The sequence below is a fragment of the Desulfuromonas versatilis genome (genome assembly GCF_019704135.1).
Taxonomy (GTDB): domain Bacteria; phylum Desulfobacterota; class Desulfuromonadia; order Desulfuromonadales; family NIT-T3; genus Desulfuromonas_A; species Desulfuromonas_A versatilis.
The window spans coordinates 3,650,714-3,667,330 of the sequence record NZ_AP024355.1 but is presented as its reverse complement, the minus strand read 5'-3'; the positions used below and the strand labels follow the sequence as shown (position 1 = coordinate 3,667,330).

At 64.8% G+C, this 16,617-nt stretch carries 15 protein-coding genes; all 15 read right to left on the bottom strand.

The window, feature by feature from the left end:
- Positions 1-58: 58 nt before the first annotated feature.
- Complete coding sequence (locus tag DESUT3_RS16455) at positions 59-1,195, bottom strand: hypothetical protein (RefSeq protein WP_221249555.1); 1,137 nt, start codon at positions 1,193-1,195, stop codon at positions 59-61.
- A 4-nt stretch (positions 1,196-1,199) separates the two neighbouring features.
- Positions 1,200-1,700 carry an NUDIX domain-containing protein gene (locus DESUT3_RS16450; protein ID WP_221249554.1) on the bottom strand — a complete coding sequence of 167 codons (501 nt, stop codon included), beginning with the start codon at positions 1,698-1,700 and terminating at the stop codon, positions 1,200-1,202.
- Between the two features lie 78 nt (positions 1,701-1,778).
- Positions 1,779-2,996 carry an argininosuccinate synthase gene (locus DESUT3_RS16445; RefSeq protein ID WP_221249553.1) on the bottom strand — a complete coding sequence of 406 codons (1,218 nt, stop codon included), beginning with the start codon at positions 2,994-2,996 and terminating at the stop codon, positions 1,779-1,781.
- Positions 2,997-3,089: 93 nt separating this feature from the next.
- Positions 3,090-3,890 (bottom strand): RDD family protein, encoded by an 801-nt coding sequence (locus DESUT3_RS16440; protein WP_221249552.1) that lies wholly within the window; start codon positions 3,888-3,890, stop codon positions 3,090-3,092.
- Positions 3,891-3,958: 68 nt separating this feature from the next.
- Entirely contained in the window at positions 3,959-4,867 is a 909-nt protein-coding gene (gene argF / locus DESUT3_RS16435) for an ornithine carbamoyltransferase (RefSeq protein WP_221249551.1), read from the bottom strand.
- A gap of 121 nt (positions 4,868-4,988) precedes the next feature.
- Positions 4,989-6,188: an acetylornithine transaminase gene (locus tag DESUT3_RS16430; RefSeq protein ID WP_221249550.1), complete on the bottom strand. Its 1,200-nt coding sequence runs from the start codon at positions 6,186-6,188 to the stop codon at positions 4,989-4,991.
- A 98-nt stretch (positions 6,189-6,286) separates the two neighbouring features.
- A complete protein-coding gene (gene argB, locus DESUT3_RS16425; RefSeq protein ID WP_221249549.1) occupies positions 6,287-7,171 on the bottom strand; it encodes an acetylglutamate kinase in 885 nt (294 codons plus the stop codon).
- 92 nt (positions 7,172-7,263) lie between these two features.
- Positions 7,264-8,601: an ATP-dependent protease ATPase subunit HslU gene (gene hslU, locus DESUT3_RS16420; protein ID WP_221249548.1), complete on the bottom strand. Its 1,338-nt coding sequence runs from the start codon at positions 8,599-8,601 to the stop codon at positions 7,264-7,266.
- Complete coding sequence (hslV, locus tag DESUT3_RS16415) at positions 8,598-9,128, bottom strand: ATP-dependent protease subunit HslV (RefSeq protein ID WP_221249547.1); 531 nt, start codon at positions 9,126-9,128, stop codon at positions 8,598-8,600. Before hslV ends, hslU begins: the two co-directional genes overlap by 4 nt.
- Positions 9,129-9,335: 207 nt before the next feature.
- Positions 9,336-10,457 (bottom strand): hybrid sensor histidine kinase/response regulator, encoded by a 1,122-nt coding sequence (locus DESUT3_RS16410; RefSeq protein ID WP_221249546.1) that lies wholly within the window; start codon positions 10,455-10,457, stop codon positions 9,336-9,338.
- Positions 10,458-10,601: 144 nt separating this feature from the next.
- On the bottom strand, positions 10,602-13,247 hold the full coding sequence (gene alaS, locus DESUT3_RS16405) for an alanine--tRNA ligase (protein WP_221252582.1): 2,646 nt from the start codon (positions 13,245-13,247) through the stop codon (positions 10,602-10,604).
- A gap of 15 nt (positions 13,248-13,262) precedes the next feature.
- Complete coding sequence (locus DESUT3_RS16400) at positions 13,263-13,757, bottom strand: regulatory protein RecX (protein ID WP_221249545.1); 495 nt, start codon at positions 13,755-13,757, stop codon at positions 13,263-13,265.
- A complete protein-coding gene (locus DESUT3_RS16395; RefSeq protein WP_221249544.1) occupies positions 13,757-14,911 on the bottom strand; it encodes a type IV pilus twitching motility protein PilT in 1,155 nt (384 codons plus the stop codon). The genes DESUT3_RS16400 and DESUT3_RS16395 overlap by 1 nt, the downstream gene beginning before the upstream one ends.
- 18 nt (positions 14,912-14,929) lie before the next feature.
- Positions 14,930-15,952 (bottom strand): recombinase RecA, encoded by a 1,023-nt coding sequence (gene recA, locus DESUT3_RS16390; protein WP_221249543.1) that lies wholly within the window; start codon positions 15,950-15,952, stop codon positions 14,930-14,932.
- Between the two features lie 58 nt (positions 15,953-16,010).
- Complete coding sequence (gene thpR, locus DESUT3_RS16385) at positions 16,011-16,583, bottom strand: RNA 2',3'-cyclic phosphodiesterase (RefSeq protein WP_221249542.1); 573 nt, start codon at positions 16,581-16,583, stop codon at positions 16,011-16,013.
- Positions 16,584-16,617: the final 34 nt, after the last annotated feature.

Sequence of the window (16,617 nt, the reverse complement as noted above, 5' to 3'; positions counted from 1 at the left end):
TCCGTAAAAAAGTCCCCTCTCCCTCAGGGAGAGGGTCAGGGTGAGGGTGGTTTCCCGTTCACTCCTCCTCGTCCTCGTTCTCGACCCGCCGCCAGGACTCGCCGATCGGCTGGTAGATGCCGTGGATTTTCAGCGGCACCCGGGTGGTGCGGGGGTCGAGCTCGTGGAACAGGGGGAGGTTGAAATAGTAGAGGCGGGTGCGGGTGCCGAAGCGCAGCCGGCAGACCGGCAGACCGCCGAAATCGTCGCTGGCGAACTCGGGGTGCTCCACCGGGCCGATCTTGTGGCTCTTGTGGATGATCACCGACGAGTAGCCGAAATTGGAGGTCTCGCTCCCCTTGAGCCCCCGGGTGGTCTCGGAGGTGTTGCAGAACACGGTGATGGTGTCGCGCACCCCGGGGGTGTAGGCCAGGTATTCACCGTAGAAGCCGTTGACCACGTCGCGGAAGGCCGGGTGCTCGGGCTTGGGGTTGCACTCGAGCACCACCAGCAGGTCGAGGCGCTGGCGGCTCTGGAAGAACAGCTCGTTGGCCTTCTCGATGATCGCGCTGATGTTCGACTGGTAGAGGTCGCGGTAAACATAGTCGAGGCAGATCAACGGCATGAAGTTGAAGCAGACCGGCTGGCAGCGGAACAGGGGAAAAACCTTGCCACGGTAGAGGTCGTGGACCGAATCGAGACTCTCCTCGCCGACGAAGGGGTGGCTTTTGGCCTGCAGGAAGACCCGCAACCTGCCATCGGCCTCCTTGACGGCGGTGACCGCCCAGTTGACGGGGATGTCCTCGATGTCGCCCGAGTCGAGGTCCTTGAGCACCGAGGCCAGGGCCTCGGCGTTGTCCTCGGCGTGTTCCTGCAGAAAATCGCGGTACTCGGCCAGGCGCACGTGCTCCACGCCGAACATGGTGACGGTGTTGGCGGGAAAGCCCCCGTCGATCAGTTCCAGCGCATCCGCAACCCGGGCCGAGGGCATGGCCGACTCGGGGAGCACCAGGAAGTGGCATTTCTTCAGGTTGCCGGCACCCTCGGCGATCAGTTCGAGGATCGAGCGGACCTGGCGCCATTTCTCCTCCGGGTCTTCCAGGCGGCAGGCAAAATCCGCCATCCCCAGGTGGTTGGGGATCTGGCTGACCATGCAGTGCAGATGGTGGCCGAGGGGAAACTGGAGGTTGAGCGGTTTTTCGACGATTTCGAACATCGCTTCAGGCGTCTTCGGCGGCGCGCAGCGGGGCCCCGGGGATCTCCTCTTCCAGCGCCCCCTCGGGGAAGGCGACCTCGCCCCAGGGCAGTTCGGGGAAGAGCTTGGTCAGGATGTGGCGCCCTCCGGGGGGCATGGGCATGGCGGGCAGACTCTCCTTGGCGGCCCAGACGGCCTCGGTGCACTCGGCGCCGTTGGGCGTCAACTCGAAGCTCAGCGGCAGGGCGCGGTAGTAGAGGATGACGAAGTGGTCTTTTTTCTCGCCCACGCCGATGTGCTCGTAGACGTCGACCAACTTCTCCACCTTGACCTCGATGCCGACCTCCTCGCGCACCTCGCGGTGCAGGGCCTCGAGGATCGATTCGCCGTGGTCGATCTTCCCCCCCGGCATCACCCACAGGCTGCAGAAGGGGTGGATGCAGCGGCGGGTCAGCAGCACGCGCTCGTTCTCATCGATGACGACCGCCACGACCGAGGTTTTGATGTGCTGCTTGGAGAAGTCCATTTACAACTCGTGAGGCGTGAAGGGTGAGGAGTGAGGAGTAAGACCGATTCGCCTTACCCCTCACGCCTAACTCCTTACTTACTTTTTCTGCCTCTGGATGGCGGCGATGCGCAGTCGCAGGGCGTTGAGCTTGATAAAGCCCTCGGCGTCGGCCTGGTTGTAGACCTCGTCGGCCTCGAAGGTGGCGAAGTCGACGTTGAACAGGCTGTCGCTGGCCGAGTCGCGGCCGACCACCCGGCAGTGCCCCTTGTAGAGCTTGATGCGGGCCTTGCCGTTGACGGTCTGCTGGCTCTCGTCGATCAGCGCCTGCAGCACCTTGCGCTCGGGGGAGAACCAGAAGCCGTTGTAGATCATGGCGGCGTAGCGCGGCACCAGCGAGTCGCGCAGGTGCATGACCTCGCGGTCCATGGTGATCGACTCGACGCCGCGGTGCGCTTCCTCGAGGATGGTGCCGCCGGGGGTCTCGTAGACGCCGCGGCTCTTCATGCCGACGAAGCGGTTTTCCATCAGGTCGACCCGGCCGATGCCGTGCTTTCCGCCCAACTCGTTGAGCTTGGCCAGCAGCTTGGCGGGGGAGAGGCGCTCGCCGTTGACGGCCACCGCGTTGCCCTTCTCGAATTCCACCTCGACGTATTCGGGCTGGTCCGGGGCGTCCTCGGGGCGCTTGGTCAGCACGTACATCTCTTCGGGGGCCTCGGCCCAGGGGTTCTCGAGAATGTCGCCCTCGAAGCTGATGTGCAGCAGGTTGCGGTCCGAGCTCCAGGGGAACTTCTTGCTGGTCGGCACCGGGATGCCGTGCTTGCGTGCGTAGTCCTCCAGGGCGGTGCGGCTCTTCATGTCCCACTCGCGCCAGGGGGCGATGACCTTGATCCCCGGGTTGAAGTGGTAGTAGGCGATCTCGAAGCGCACCTGGTCGTTGCCCTTGCCGGTGGCGCCGTGGGAGACGGCGTCGGCCCCTTCCTTGGCGGCGATCTCCATCTGCGCCTTGGCGATCAGCGGCCGGGCGATGGAGGTGCCGAGGAAGTAGCGCCCTTCGTAGATGGCGTTGGCGCGGAACATGGGGAAGACGAAGTCGCGGGCGAACTCTTCCTTGAGGTCGAGGATGTGGCAGGAGCTGGCGCCGGTTTTCTTCGCCTTTTCGGGGATGTGATCGAGCTCTTCGCCCTGGCCGAGGTCGGCCGAGTAGGCGATGACTTCGCAGCCGTATTCCTCGACCAGCCACTTGAGGATGATGGAGGTGTCGAGTCCGCCCGAATAAGCGAGGACGGCCTTTTGAACGCTACCTTTTCTGGACATGATTGTCTCCTTGGTTGAGAATCAGGAGCCAGGAACCAGGAGTCAGGAGCCAGGAGAAAACCTCCCTACTCCCAACTCCCAGCTCCCATCTCCTTACAGCTTTATCACATAGGTGTCGGCCATGCGGTCGTGCAGTCCCTGCTTCTGGGCGTCGAAGGCGACCATCAGGTAGCCGATGCCGAGCAGGATCCCCGAGATGAACTTGCCGGGCACCTCGCGGAAAAAGGCCCGGCCGTAGCTGAGGGCGCTGCCGTCGGTGCGGATCACCTTGATGCGCACCGCCATCTTGCCCGGCGTCTGCCCACAGTAGCCGGTGAAAAACACATAATAGCCGACACTCACCGCGATGGTGAAGAGCGAAACGATGGTCGCCATCGCCACCTGGAACTCGGAGGTGCCGTTGCCGGCGTTGCGGATCAGTAGGTTGAACAGCAGCGTCAGCGTGAACTGCAGAACCCCGACCAGGATCGAGTCGATCAGGGCGGCGCCGACGCGGATCCAGAAGCCGGCCTTGGGCAGCATTTCCGGCGCGGGTTCCAGGTGGGGCTCGGCGCCCGGCGGTGCGGCGGCCTCGCTGCCGAGCTGCTGCCGGCGCTGCTCCCAGCGGGCGAAGACCACCCCGCAGCCCAGGCAGCTCTCGCCCTCGGGCTGCTCCAGGCCGCAGGCCGGGCAGGTGCGCCGCGGACCGGGGGCGGCCGCGTCCTCCTCGGGGCGGATCGGGCCGGCCCCTTGTTCCGGCTCGGCCGATGCGGCAGGTTGCTGCGCCGGCTGGGGGCGCCCCTCGAAGGTGAAGGCCTGCCGGCACTTGGGGCAGGTCACCTTGACCGACCGCTCGGGGACGGTCTCCGGGGCGATCTCTTTGGAAAATCCGCAGTGCGGGCAGGTGATGGTCATGAAAAGCCGTGGTCAGTGGTCAGTGAATGGGAGTCTGCTGAAAGGTCGCCAACTCCCGGTGCCGATAATCACCCCAGCAGCGTGGCCATGATCGCCTTCTGCACGTGCATCCGGTTCTCGGCCTCGTCGAAGACCACCGAGTGGGGCCCCTCGATGACCTCGTCGGTGATCTCCTCGTCGCGGTGGGCGGGCAGGCAGTGCAGGACGATGCACCCGGGATCGGCCAGCTTGACGATATCCGCGTTGATCTGGAAGCCGGCAAAAGCCTGCTCGCGTTGCTTCTGCTCGGCCTCCTGGCCCATGCTGGCCCAGACGTCGGTGTTGAGCACATGGGCGCCGCGGGCGGCCTCGGCGGGGTCGTTGGTGTAGAGGACCCTGGCGCCGAGCTTCTTCGCCCGCTCCACCACCTCGGGGTGCGCTTCGTACCCTTTGGGGGTGGCCACCCGCAGCTCGAAGCCGAACACGGTGGCGGCGTTAATCCAGCTGTTGGCCATGTTGTTGCCGTCGCCGATCCAGCAGTAGGCCAGGTCGCGGTAATTGCCCTTGTGCTCGATGACGGTGAACAGGTCGGCCATCAGCTGGCAGGGGTGATACATGTCGGTGAGCCCGTTGATGACCGGCACTTCGGAGCAGCGCGCCAGTTCCTCGACCCCCTGCTGGGAGAAGGTGCGGATCATGATACCGTCGCAGTAGCGGGCCATGACCCGGCCGGTGTCCTTGATCGGCTCGCCGCGGCCCAGCTGGGTGGTGCCCGAGTGCAGGAACAGGGCGTGCCCGCCGAGCTGATACATCCCCACCTCGAAGGAGACGCGGGTGCGGGTGGAGCTTTTCTCGAAAATCATCGCCAGGGTCTTGCCCTTGAGCAGGTGGTGCTCCTCGCCGCGCTTCTGCTTTTCCTTCAGCTCGCGGGTCAGGGCGAAGATCTGTTCCAGTTCTTCGAGGCTCCAGTCGGTCAGGCAGAGAAAGTCTTTTTTCACGAAATGCTCCTGTGGTCTTAATCCGATATTTCAAGGACCACGAAGATCACGAAGGACACGAAGTTAAAGTCATAAAAAGGTTTTCTTCGTGAACTTCGTGCCCTTCGTGGTGAATAATCTATCAGTTCTCAATCTCGGCAAGGATGCCGTCGAGGATCTCTAGCGCCTCGTCGATCTCGGCGCGGGTGACGGTCAGTGGCGGCACGAAGCGCAGCACGCTGCCGACGGTGCAGTTGATCAGCAGCCCGCGCTCGAGGGCGGTCTTGACGATCTCGCCCCCCTCGATGGAGAGCTCCATGCCGAGGATCAGCCCCTGGCCGCGGACCTCCCTGGCGAAGCCGTAGCGGCTTTTCATCTCTTCCAGGCGACCGCGCAGGTACTCGCCCATGGTCACGCAGTTCTCCAGCACGCCGTCCTCGAGCAGCACCTTCATGGCCGCCACGCCGGCGGCGGTGACCAGCGGGTTGCCGCCGAAGGTCGAGCCGTGGGTGCCGGGGCCGAGGGTCGCTGCGTGCTCCTCACGGGCGACCAGGGCGCCGATGGGCGGGCCGCCGGCCAGCGCCTTGGCCAGGGTCATCAGGTCGGGCTCCACCCCCTCGTGCTGGTGGGCGAAGAGCTTGCCGGTGCGGCCGCAGCCGACCTGCACCTCGTCGTAGATCAGCACCAGGCCGTTTTGGTCGCACAGCTCGCGCACCGCGCGCAGGTAGCCGGGCGGGGGGACGTTGACCCCACCCTCGCCCTGGATCGGCTCGAGCATCACCGCGCAGCTGCTGGGGGTGAGCGCCGCGCGCAGGGCCTCGATGTCACCGAAGGGGACGTACTTGAAGCCGGGCAGCATGGGCGAGAAGCCGGCCTTGACCTTCTCCTGGCCGGTGGCGCTGATGGTGGCGATGGTGCGGCCGTGGAAGGAGGCCACGGCGGTGATAACCTCGTAGCGCTCCTCGCCGTGTTTTTCGCGGCTGAACTTGCGCGCCAGCTTGATCGCCGCCTCGTTGGCCTCGGCCCCCGAGTTGCAGAAGAACACCCGCTCGCCGAAGGAGTGCTCGCAGAGGATCTCGGCCAGCTCGATCTGGCTGGGGATGTGGTAGTAGTTGGAGCAGTGCAGCAACTGCGTCGCCTGCTGCTGCAGGGCGGCGACCACCTTGGGGTGGCAGTGGCCGAGGTTGTTCACCGCGACCCCGGCCAGAAAGTCGAGGTAGCCCTTGCCGTCGGCGTCCCACAGCCGGCATCCCTCGCCGCGCACCGCCACCAGCGGGTAGCGGCCGTAGGTCTTCATGATGCGCCGGTCGGCCCGGGCGATCCAGTCATTCGATGCGCTCATAGACGAATCCTGAATATGAAATAAAGAAGGTCTCAGGAGGCAGGAATCAGGATTCAGAAAAACCTGAGGCCTGACAACTGAAACCTGATACCTGGTTTTTAAAACCTCGCGATCGCCGTGCCGATCCCCTTGTCGGTGAAGATCTCCAGCAGGCAGGCGTGTTCCATGCGGCCGTCGATGATGTGGGCTTTTTTCACCCCTTCCTCCACGGCGTCGACGCAGCAGTTGACCTTGGGGATCATGCCGCCGGTGATGGTGCCGTCGTTGATCAGGTCGGGGACCCTCTGCACGTCGATGGTGGAGATCAGCCTGCCGTCCTTGCCCTTGACCCCTTCGACGTCGGTGAGCAGGATCAGCTTCTCGGCCTTGAGGGCGCCGGCGACGCGGCCGGCCACCAGGTCGGCGTTGATGTTGTAGGTCTCACCGCTGAGGCCGACCCCCACCGGGGCGATGACCGGGATGAAGTTGGCGTTCTCCAGGCCGGTGATGATCTCGGGGTTGATCGACTCGACTTCGCCGACCATGCCGACATCGATGATCTCGGGGGTCAGGGTGTCGGGGTTGACCGCGGTCATCTCCATCTTGTGGGCGACGATCAGGTTGCCGTCCTTGCCGGTGAGGCCCACCGCGCGGCCGCCGTGGCGGTTGATGTTGCCGACGATCTCCTTGTTGACCTTGCCGCCGAGCACCATCTCGACCACGTCCATGGTCTCGGTGTCGGTGACCCGCATCCCCTGGATGAAGCGCGACTCCTTGCCCATTGCCTTGAGCACCTTGCCGATCTGCGGCCCGCCGCCGTGCACCACCACCGGGTTGAGGCCGATGTACTTCATCATGATGATGTCGCGGGCGAATCCCACTTTGAGGTGCTCCTCGACCATGGCGTTGCCGCCGTACTTGATGACGATGGTCTTGCCGTAGAAGTTGCGGATCCACGGCAGCGCTTCCATCAGCGTCTTGGCCTTGTTGATGATTTCCTGCATGTTTGAAACCTCGTGGTCAGTGATCAGTGCTCAGTGGACGGGGAGGGCAGGAAACCAGACTGACCACTGACCACAGTCCACAGTTCACGGTTTTACAGAATGTAGCGCGAAAGATCCTCGTCCTTGACGATCTCGGAGAGGCGCCTGCGCACGTATTCGGCGTCGATGGCGATGCGCTCGTCGCGGATTTCCGGGGCGTCGAAGGAGAGATCCTCGAGCAGCTTCTCCATGATCGTGTGCAGGCGCCGGGCGCCGATGTTCTCGGTGCGCTCGTTGACCACGGCGGCGGTGCGGGCGATCTCGCGCACCGCATCCTCGCCGAACTCCAGGCGGATGTTCTCGGTCTCCATCAGCGCCATGTACTGGCGGACCAGAGCGTTCTTCGGCTCGGAGAGGATGCGCACGAAGTCGTCCTCGCCGAGGCTCTCGAGCTCGACGCGGATAGGGAAGCGCCCCTGCAGCTCGGGAATCAGGTCCGAGGGCTTGGCGACATGGAAGGCCCCGGCGGCGATGAACAGGACGTGGTCGGTCTTGACCGGGCCGTACTTGGTGTTGACCGTGCTCCCCTCGACGATGGGCAGGATGTCGCGCTGCACCCCCTCGCGGGAAACCTCGGGGCCGTGGCCCCCCTCGCGGCTGGCGATCTTGTCGATCTCGTCGATGAAGATGATGCCGCTCTGCTCGGTGCGTTCCTTGGCCAGGGCCTGGACCTTCTCCATGTCCACCAGCTTCTCGGCCTCGGCGGCGATGAGCATCTCGCGGGCCTCGGCCACCTTCATGCGCCGGCGCTTGGTCTTCTTGGGGAAGATGTTGCCGAACATCTCCTTGATGTTGATCCCCATCTCCTCCGAACCCTGGGGAGTGAGGACATCCATCATGGGGATCTTCGACTCCTGGGTCTCCACCTCGACGTAGCGGTCGTTGAGCGAGCCGAGCCGCAGCAGCTTGCGCAGCTTCTCGCGGGTCGCCTCGCGCCCTTCGACGGGCTTGCCCTCGCTGGAGGCGCTGGCGGCTTCGCCGGGCAGCAGCAGGTCGAGCAGACGCTCCTCGGCCAAATCCTCGGCCTTGAGCCGCACGGCCTGGGCCTCTTCCTCCTTGACCATGATGATGGCCAGCTCCACCAGGTCGCGGACCATGCTTTCGACGTCGCGGCCGACGTAGCCGACCTCGGTGAACTTGCTCGCCTCGACCTTGACGAAGGGGGCCTGGGCCAGTTTGGCCAGGCGCCGGGCGATCTCGGTCTTGCCGACCCCGGTGGGACCGATCATGATGATGTTCTTGGGGGCGATCTCGTCGCGCAGCTCCGGGGCAACCTGCTGGCGGCGCCAGCGGTTGCGCAGGGCCACGGCCACGGCACGCTTGGCGTCCTTCTGGCCGACGATGTAGCGGTCGAGCTCGGAGACGATCTCCCGGGGCGTGAAATTGGTCACGGCAGGGCCTCCACGAGGATCTGGTCGTTGGTGTAGATGCAGATTCCGGCGGCGATCTTCATCGCCTCCTCGACGATGCCCCGGGCGGGCAGCTCCGAGTGCTGCAGCAGGGCGCGGGCCGCGGCCAGGGCGAAGGCGCCGCCGGAGCCGATGGCGGCGATGCCGTCGTCGGGTTCGATGACGTCGCCGGTGCCCGAGAGGATCAACGTGGTTTCGGCGTCGGCCACCACCAGCAGCGCCTCGAGACGGCGCAGCATGCGGTCGGTGCGCCAGTCCTTGGCCAGGGCCACCGCGGCTCGGGCCAGGTTGCCGCGGTACTCCTGCAGCTTGGCGTCGAATTTCTCGAACAGGGTAAAGGCGTCTGCGGTGCTGCCGGCGAAGCCGGCCAGGACCTTGTCGCCGCTCATGCGGCGGATCTTGCGGGCGGTGTGCTTCATAACCGTGTTGCCGAGGGTCACCTGGCCGTCCCCGGCCAGGGCGACTTCACCGTTTTTGCGCACGCAGACGATGGTGGTTCCCTTGAACATCCTGATTCCTTTGCTGGATTACTTAAACTTGTCCCGGGCAAAAAGGGAAATATAGCATATATAGCACCAAACTCTAATCCAAAAAAGAAAAATGCCGCGGCTGCGGCATTTCGATCCTGCTCCCTGTTTTGGTCCGGCCCGACCCGGTGAATTTCAGCTCTGGACCCTGGTTTCAGCCCTGCGGATGGGGGAGGTTCCAGCTATCGCTCAGCGCGGCAGGACCAGGGTCGCTTCGGTGCCGAGTCCCGGTTCGCTGGTCAGCTGGATGCTGCCGCCGTGACTTTGGGCAAACTGGCGGGCATAGAACAGCCCGAGGCCGAAGCCCCGCACCTGGCCGGTCTTTTCCGGATCGACCTGGTAGAACTTTTCGAAAATCTTGGGCAGTTCATCCTGGGGGATGCCGGCGCCGGTGTCGCGGAAGATGACCTTGATACGGTCTTCGCTGACCTGGGTGCTCACCGAAATGGCCCCCCCGGCGGGGGTGAACTTGATGGCGTTTTCCAGCAGGGCCCGCAGCACAAAGCCGATTCTCCGCCGGTCCACCTCCAATTCAGGCAACTCCCCGTCCAGTTCGCTGGTCAGAGCCAGCTGCTTGTTGGCCGCGGAAAACGCCAGCTGGTTGAGCGCCGTGTTGACCAGGTCGCGCAGGTTGATCCGGCTCAGGAACGGGGGGCCCTCCTGGAGGACGGTTTCACTGTAGTAGAGCAAGTCCTTGATCAGGTAGCCGAGGTACCTGGACTCCTCGAGGATCAGCGAGAGGGTCTTCTGGAAGCCGGGGTCCTGGGGGGCATCCAGGCCGCGGGCCAGGTTCTGGATGAACAGGGAGATGGCGGTTATCGGGGTTTTCAGCTTGTGGGAGATCAGCCCCAGAAAGTCGGTCTTCAACTGGTCGATGCGCTTGAGGTGGACCAGCTCCTCCTTAAGGGCGAGCTTCTCAAGAACCTTTTCGATGGTGGTCTTGAGCTGAAGCAGATTGATGGGCTTGCTGATGAAATCGTCGGCATCGGCCTTGAGCGCCCGCAGGATGATGTCCTTTTCCGCGTACCCGGTCATGATGATGACCGCCTTGTTCGGATCCTTGTCCTTGACCGCCTTGAGCAGGTCGAGGCCATTGAGCCGCGGCATCATGACATCGGTGAGCACCACGTCGACCCGTTCGCCCTCCAGTACCCCGAGCGCCGCCTCGCCATCCTCGGCCTGCAGGACCCGATAGCCCTTGAGCACCTTGCTGCACAATTCGCGGATCACCGCCTCGTCGTCGACAACGAGAATGGTCTTGTCCTCGATCTTCTGCTGGAGCTGCAGTTCTCTCTCAACTGCCAGTCGCAAGCGGGTCTCCTTGATCGGTGGCTGAAGGTGCCGGCCCGGCAGCCAGGCGGTGGCGCTGAAGTCGCCAGGACTTCGCCACCGTGGAGCCGGGCTCGGGGATGTTCAGTATAGCAGGTTCGAGGTTAATTGCTTCGGGACCGGCAATTATCCCGCGAGCATGCCCGCGACCAGCTCGGCCACGGAATCGAGGGCCTGGCTCAGCTGCTCGGGGCGGCTGCCGCCGGCCTGGGCCAGGTCGGGGCGTCCGCCCCCCTTGCCGCCGACCATTTCCGCCAAAGGCTTGATGATCTGCCCCGCGTGCAGGCGCCCGGCCAGGTCCTTGGTCAGGCCGACCAGCAGGTTGGCCCGCCCTTGTTCGGCGCAGCCGAGCACCACCAGGCCCGAGCCGAGCTTGTCGCGCAGCTGGTCGGCCAGCTCGCGCAGCCCCTTGGCGTCGCCGCCCTCGATGCGCGCCGCCAGCACCTTGACGCCGGCCACGTCCTTGACGCCGGAGAGCAGGTCGCCGGCCGCATTGGCGTTGAGCCGGCTCTGCAGAGACTCGAGTTCGCGCTCGAGCTCCCTCTGCCGCTCGAGCATCTTCTGCAGGCGGGTTTCGATGAGATTGCGGTCGCTCTTGATCAGCGCGGCGATCCGGCCCACGGCTTCTTCCTGGTGCTGCACCAGCTCGAGGGCGCGGGCGCCGGTCACCGCCTCGATGCGCCGCACCCCCGCGGCGATGCCGGTCTCCTGCAGGATCTTGAACAGGCCGATGTCGCCGGCGGCGTGCACGTGGGTGCCGCCGCACAGCTCCATGCTGAAGTCGCCGACCCGCACCACGCGCACCGCTTCGCCGTATTTTTCGCCGAACAGGGCGGTGGCGCCGGCGGAGATGGCCTTTTCGGTCTCCATCTCCTCGGTTTCCACCTGCTGGTTTTCGCGGATGCGGCGGTTGACCTCGCGTTCGATGCGGGCGATCTCCTCGGCGCTCAGTGCCGAGAAGTGGATGAAGTCGAAGCGCAGCCGCTCGGGGGTGACCAGCGAACCGGCCTGCTTGACATGGTCGCCGAGCACCTCGACGAGCACCGCCTGCAGAATGTGGGTGGCGGTGTGGTTGAGGGCGGTGGCCTGGCGCGAGGCGCCGTCGATGCTCAGGTCGGCGGCTTCGCCGTTTTTCAGGGTGCCGGAGACCACTTCGCCGATGTGGACGATGAGGTCGGGCAGCGGCCTGCGGGTGTCTTTCACCCGGACCTTGGCCGCGCCGGTGCTGATTTCGCCGCGGTCGCCCACCTGGCCGCCCGATTCTCCGTAGAAGGGGGTCACGCTGGTGACGATCTCCACCTTGTCGCCCTGGCGGGCCTCCTCGACGGGCGCGCCGTCCTTGAGGATGGCCTTGATCGGGGCGTAGTCGGTCAGCTTGCCGTAGCCGCTGAACTCGCTGGCAACCCCCTGCTCGCGCAGCTGGCGGTAGATGCCGGAAACCGCCTCCTCTCCCGAGCCCTTCCAGTGCTCCCGGGCCTTCTGGCGCTGGGCTTCCATGCAGGCTTCGAAGCCAGCCTCGTCGAGGGTGAAGCCTTCGCCCTCGACGATGTCGGCGGTCAGGTCGACGGGGAAGCCGAAGGTGTCGTAGAGGCGGAACACCACCTCGCCGGGGATGACTTTCTGCCCGGCTTTTTTCAGCTTGGCGACTTCGTCGTTGAGGATGCGCAGGCCGTTGTCGAGGGTGAGGATGAAGCGCTCCTCCTCGTTCCTGACGACCTTGGCGACGTAGTCCATGCGCTCGATCAGCTCGGGGTAGGCGCCGGACATCGACTCCATCACGTAGCGGGCCGAGCGGTACAGTGCCGGCTCGTTGAAGCCGAGCATCTTGGCATGGCGGGCGGCGCGGCGCATGATGCGCCGCAGCACGTAGCCGCGCCCCTCGTTGCTGGGCAGTACGCCGTCGGCGATGAGAAAGGCGGTGGCCCGGCTGTGGTCGGCAATGACCCGCATCGAGACGTCGTTGTCGGCCTGGGCGCCGTAGCGCTTGCCCGAGAGCTCTTCGATAAAGGCGATGATGCCGCGCAGCAGGTCGGTGTCGTAGTTGGACTTGACCCCCTGCAAAACGGTGGTGATCCGCTCGAGCCCCATGCCGGTGTCGACGGCAGGTTTGGGCAGCGGAGTGAGCTTGCCGTCGGCGCTGCGGTCGAACTGCATGAAGACGTTGTTCCAGATCTCCATGTAGCGGTCGCAATCGCAGCCCACGGCACAATCGGGGCTGCCGCAGCCGACCTCGGGGCCGTTGTCCCAGAAAATCTCCGAGCAGGGACCGCAGGGGCCGGTGTCGCCCATGGACCAGAAGTTGTCCTTCTCGCCGAAGCGGTAGATGCGCTCGCGCGGCACCCCTTCCTGCTCGTGCCAGATGTCGGCCGCCTCGTCGTCGTCGGTGAACACGGTCACGTAGAGGCGGCTTTTGTCGAGGCCCAGGTCGACGGTGAGAAACTCCCAGGCGTAGGCGATGGCTTCCTTTTTGAAGTAATCGCCGAAGGAGAAGTTGCCCAGCATCTCGAAAAAGGTGTGATGGCGGGCGGTGCGGCCGACGTTTTCCAGGTCGTTGTGCTTGCCGCCGGCGCGCACGCATTTCTGCGATGTGGCGGCGCGTACGTAGGCGCGCTTTTCCTTGCCGAGGAAGCAGTCCTTGAACTGGTTCATCCCCGCGTTGGTGAACAGCAGGGTGGGGTCGTTGTGCGGGATCAGCGAAGAAGATGCCACGATGGTGTGGCCCCGGTCCTCGAAGAACTTGAGAAAACGGCTGCGGATTTCTTTACCGGTCATCATGGGGTGTGTCGCCTACCTCTCGTCTTGGTCTTGTAAGGTGCTCAGCACCAGCGCCAGGGGAAAGCCCCGGCGCAGAAAATAATTCACCACCCGGCGTCGCTCGCGCTCGTCGGCCTGATGGTAGCTGAAGCGGGGATAGCGCCGCTCGAAAAGCTCGCGCAGCACTTGCGCCTCGGCGAATTCCTCCCCGGCGGCCTGCTGGGCCCGCTGGGCCTCGGCATCGCTGAGGCCGCGGTTTTTCAGTTCGGCCACCAGTCGCCGGCCCACCGCCCTGCCGCTGCTCTGCAGGCTGCGCGCCCGCTGTTCGGCGTAGCGGCGGTCATCGAGGTAGCCCAGTTCCCGGCAGCGCTTCAGCACCTGGTCGATCTGCTCGTCGGCATGCCCCCTGCGGCGCAGCCGCGCGGCCAGTTCAAAGCTGCTCAGGTCGCGAGCGGCCAACAGGCGCAGGGCCGTGGCGTAGGGATCCTGGCGTTTCGCGCCTGGCTCAGGGCCGCCCCTGCCTTCCATCAGAACCGTTCGATCTGCGGCTCCTCCTCGGTCTTGGGCGCCTCTTCCTCCTTCTGGAAGTCGTCCCAGGACAGGTCCGAGGTGGAGGAGATCCCGGACATCTTGAGCTTGAAGTCGTCGGGGTTGGAGCACTGCAGGAGTGCTTCGTCGAAGGTGATCAGCTTCTTGCTCAGCAGCTGCATCAGCGACTGGTCGAAGGTCTGCATGCCGTAGGAGACATACCCCTGCTGGATCGCCTCGCGCAACAGCTTGGTCTTTTCCTTGTCGTCGATCAGCTCGCGGGTGCGCGCGGTGGAGACCATGACCTCGATGGCCGGCACCCGCCCCTTGCCGTCGGCCCGGGGCACCAGGCGCTGGGAGATGATCCCGCGGATGACCGCCGAGAGCTGCAGGCGGATCTGCCTCTGCTGGTAGGGGGGGAAGGTGGAGACGATGCGGTTGACGGTTTCGGTGGCGTCGATGGTGTGCAGGGTGGAGAGCACCAGGTGGCCGGTCTCGGCGGCGGTCAGCGCCGTCTCGATGGTCTCGTAGTCGCGCATCTCGCCGACCAGGATGACGTCGGGGTCCTGGCGCAGGGCGCTTTTCATCGCCACGTCGAAGCCCTCGGTGTCGAAACCGACCTCGCGCTGGTTGATGATGCTCTTCTTGTCGCGGTGCAGGTATTCGATGGGGTCTTCGATGGTGACGATGTGGGCGCTGCGGTTGGCGTTGATGAAATCGATCATCGCCGCCAGGGTGGTCGACTTGCCCGAACCGGTGGCGCCGGTCACCAGCACCAGGCCGCGGTTTTCCGCGGCGATCTTTTTCAGCACCGGCGGCAGGTTCAGTTCTTCGAGGCCGAGGATGTCGAAGGGGATGGTGCGCAGGACCATGGAGACCGTACCGCGCTGGGAAAAGGCGTTGACGCGAAAGCGCCCCAGCCCCGGCACGCCGTAGGCCAGGTCGGCCTCGTGAACCTCCTCGAAGCGCGAGCGCTGGCGTTCGTTCATGATGCCGAAGGCCATGCTGCGCACCGCGTCGGGGCTGAGCCGCGGCGCCTTGGGGTGGGGCCGCAGCTGACCGTCGATGCGGTAGATCGGCGGCAGGCCGGCCTTGAGGTGGATGTCCGAGGCCTTGGCCTTGAGGGCGACGGCGAGAATTTCATTCAGCTCCATGCGCAGACCCCCTTTTCGTCAAGCGCCCTCGACGGCCGCAACCGGCTGGCCGAGACCGTAATGCTCGAGGACCTTGGCCTCGATTTCCCCCGCCGTCTCGGCATGCTCGCGCAGAAACTGCTTGGCGTTCTCGCGCCCCTGGCCGATGCGCTCGCTGCCGTAGGAGAACCAGGCGCCGCTCTTGTCGATGACGTTGCACTCGACGCCGAGATCGACCAGGTCGCCGACCCGCGAGATCCCCTCGCCGTACATGATGTCGAACTCGGCCTCCTTGAAGGGCGGAGCGACCTTGTTCTTGACCACCTTGACCCGGGTGCGGTTGCCGATCACGTCCTGGCCCTGCTTGAGCGAGGCGGTGCGGCGGATGTCCATGCGCACCGAGGCGTAGAACTTGAGGGCGTTGCCGCCGGTGGTGGTCTCGGGGTTGCCGAACATGACGCCGATCTTCATGCGGATCTGGTTGATGAAGATGACGCAGCAGTTGCTCTTGCTGATGATGGCGGTGAGCTTGCGCAGCGCCTGGGACATGAGCCGGGCCTGCAGGCCCATGTGCGAATCGCCCATCTCGCCCTCGATCTCGGCGCGCGGGGTCAGCGCGGCCACCGAGTCGACCACCAGCACGTCGATGGCGCCGCTGCGCACCAGCACCTCGGTAATCTCCAGGGCCTGCTCGCCGGTGTCGGGCTGGCTGACCAGCAAGTCGTCGGTCTTGACGCCGAGCTTCTTGGCGTAGTGGATGTCCAGGGCGTGTTCGGCATCGACGAAGGCGGCGATACCCCCCTTCTTCTGCGCCTCGGCCACGATATGCAGGGCCAGGGTGGTCTTGCCCGAGGATTCGGGGCCGAACACTTCGATGATGCGGCCACGGGGGACGCCGCCGACGCCCAGTGCGATGTCGAGGGAGAGTGCGCCGGTGGAAATCGCCTGGACGTTGGGCAGGGCGGAATCCTCGCCGAGGCGCATGATGCTCCCCTTGCCGAACTGTTTTTCAATCTGGCTCATGGCCAGGTCAATGGCCTGACTGCGGTTTTTGTCCGCCATAACTGCGATCTCCCTGCTGGATAAGGTGTGGGACGAAGGGGACAAGGCGCCCCCCTCGTCACTCTGCGCGCGGCTCTTCCAAGTAAACGGTTTTGACCGGCAGGTGCCTGGCCCCAGTGGGGTGGAGCCGGCTCTCGAAGAGGACTATCCGGTCGACGGTCACCGACCCGCAGGAGAAATCCGCGTATTTCTCAAGGATTTCCCGCGCTGGCAAAGGGCGGCCGCGATTGCGTCCCAGGGTCAGGTGGGGTGTAAAGGGCCGGCCGTCCCCGGGCATGTCGATGTCGGAGAAGCCTGCTTCCAGGGCTGTGTGAAGATCGGCCAGTGCCGAACTTGCCTCGATCCCCAGCCAGAAGACCCTGGCCCGGGATGCCGAAGGGAAGGCGCCGAGCCCGCCCACCTCCATGTGGAAGGGGGCGTGTAAACTCCCTACCGATAGCATAACTTTCCCTATTTTTTCAAGGGATTCTTCGGGAATATCACCGAAAAAACGCAGGGTGAGGTGCATGGCTTCGGGCTTGACCCAGCTGATTCCACGGAGCTCGCCGGACAGTTTGCTGCCGAGTTGGGCCGCCTCTCGGGTGAGGGTCTCGGGCAGCGGGATGGCAACGAAGGAACGGATCATCCGCATTGGTGCGTCTCCTTGGCGGATAGCCGGCGGCTGA

Excerpts from the sequence above, each read along its gene's own strand:
- DESUT3_RS16455 (WP_221249555.1), bottom strand. The coding sequence starts at position 1,195 with ATGTTCGAAATCGTCGAAAAACCGCTCAACCTCCAGTTTCCCCTCGGC.
- DESUT3_RS16450 (WP_221249554.1), bottom strand. The coding sequence starts at position 1,700 with ATGGACTTCTCCAAGCAGCACATCAAAACCTCGGTCGTGGCGGTCGTC.
- DESUT3_RS16445 (WP_221249553.1), bottom strand. The coding sequence starts at position 2,996 with ATGTCCAGAAAAGGTAGCGTTCAAAAGGCCGTCCTCGCTTATTCGGGC.
- DESUT3_RS16440 (WP_221249552.1), bottom strand. The coding sequence starts at position 3,890 with ATGACCATCACCTGCCCGCACTGCGGATTTTCCAAAGAGATCGCCCCG.
- DESUT3_RS16430 (WP_221249550.1), bottom strand. The coding sequence starts at position 6,188 with ATGAGCGCATCGAATGACTGGATCGCCCGGGCCGACCGGCGCATCATG.
- argB (WP_221249549.1), bottom strand. The coding sequence starts at position 7,171 with ATGCAGGAAATCATCAACAAGGCCAAGACGCTGATGGAAGCGCTGCCG.
- hslV (WP_221249547.1), bottom strand. The coding sequence starts at position 9,128 with ATGTTCAAGGGAACCACCATCGTCTGCGTGCGCAAAAACGGTGAAGTC.
- alaS (WP_221252582.1), bottom strand. The coding sequence starts at position 13,247 with ATGACCGGTAAAGAAATCCGCAGCCGTTTTCTCAAGTTCTTCGAGGAC.
- DESUT3_RS16400 (WP_221249545.1), bottom strand. The coding sequence starts at position 13,757 with ATGGAAGGCAGGGGCGGCCCTGAGCCAGGCGCGAAACGCCAGGATCCC.
- DESUT3_RS16395 (WP_221249544.1), bottom strand. The coding sequence starts at position 14,911 with ATGGAGCTGAATGAAATTCTCGCCGTCGCCCTCAAGGCCAAGGCCTCG.
- recA (WP_221249543.1), bottom strand. The coding sequence starts at position 15,952 with ATGGCGGACAAAAACCGCAGTCAGGCCATTGACCTGGCCATGAGCCAG.
- thpR (WP_221249542.1), bottom strand. The coding sequence starts at position 16,583 with ATGCGGATGATCCGTTCCTTCGTTGCCATCCCGCTGCCCGAGACCCTC.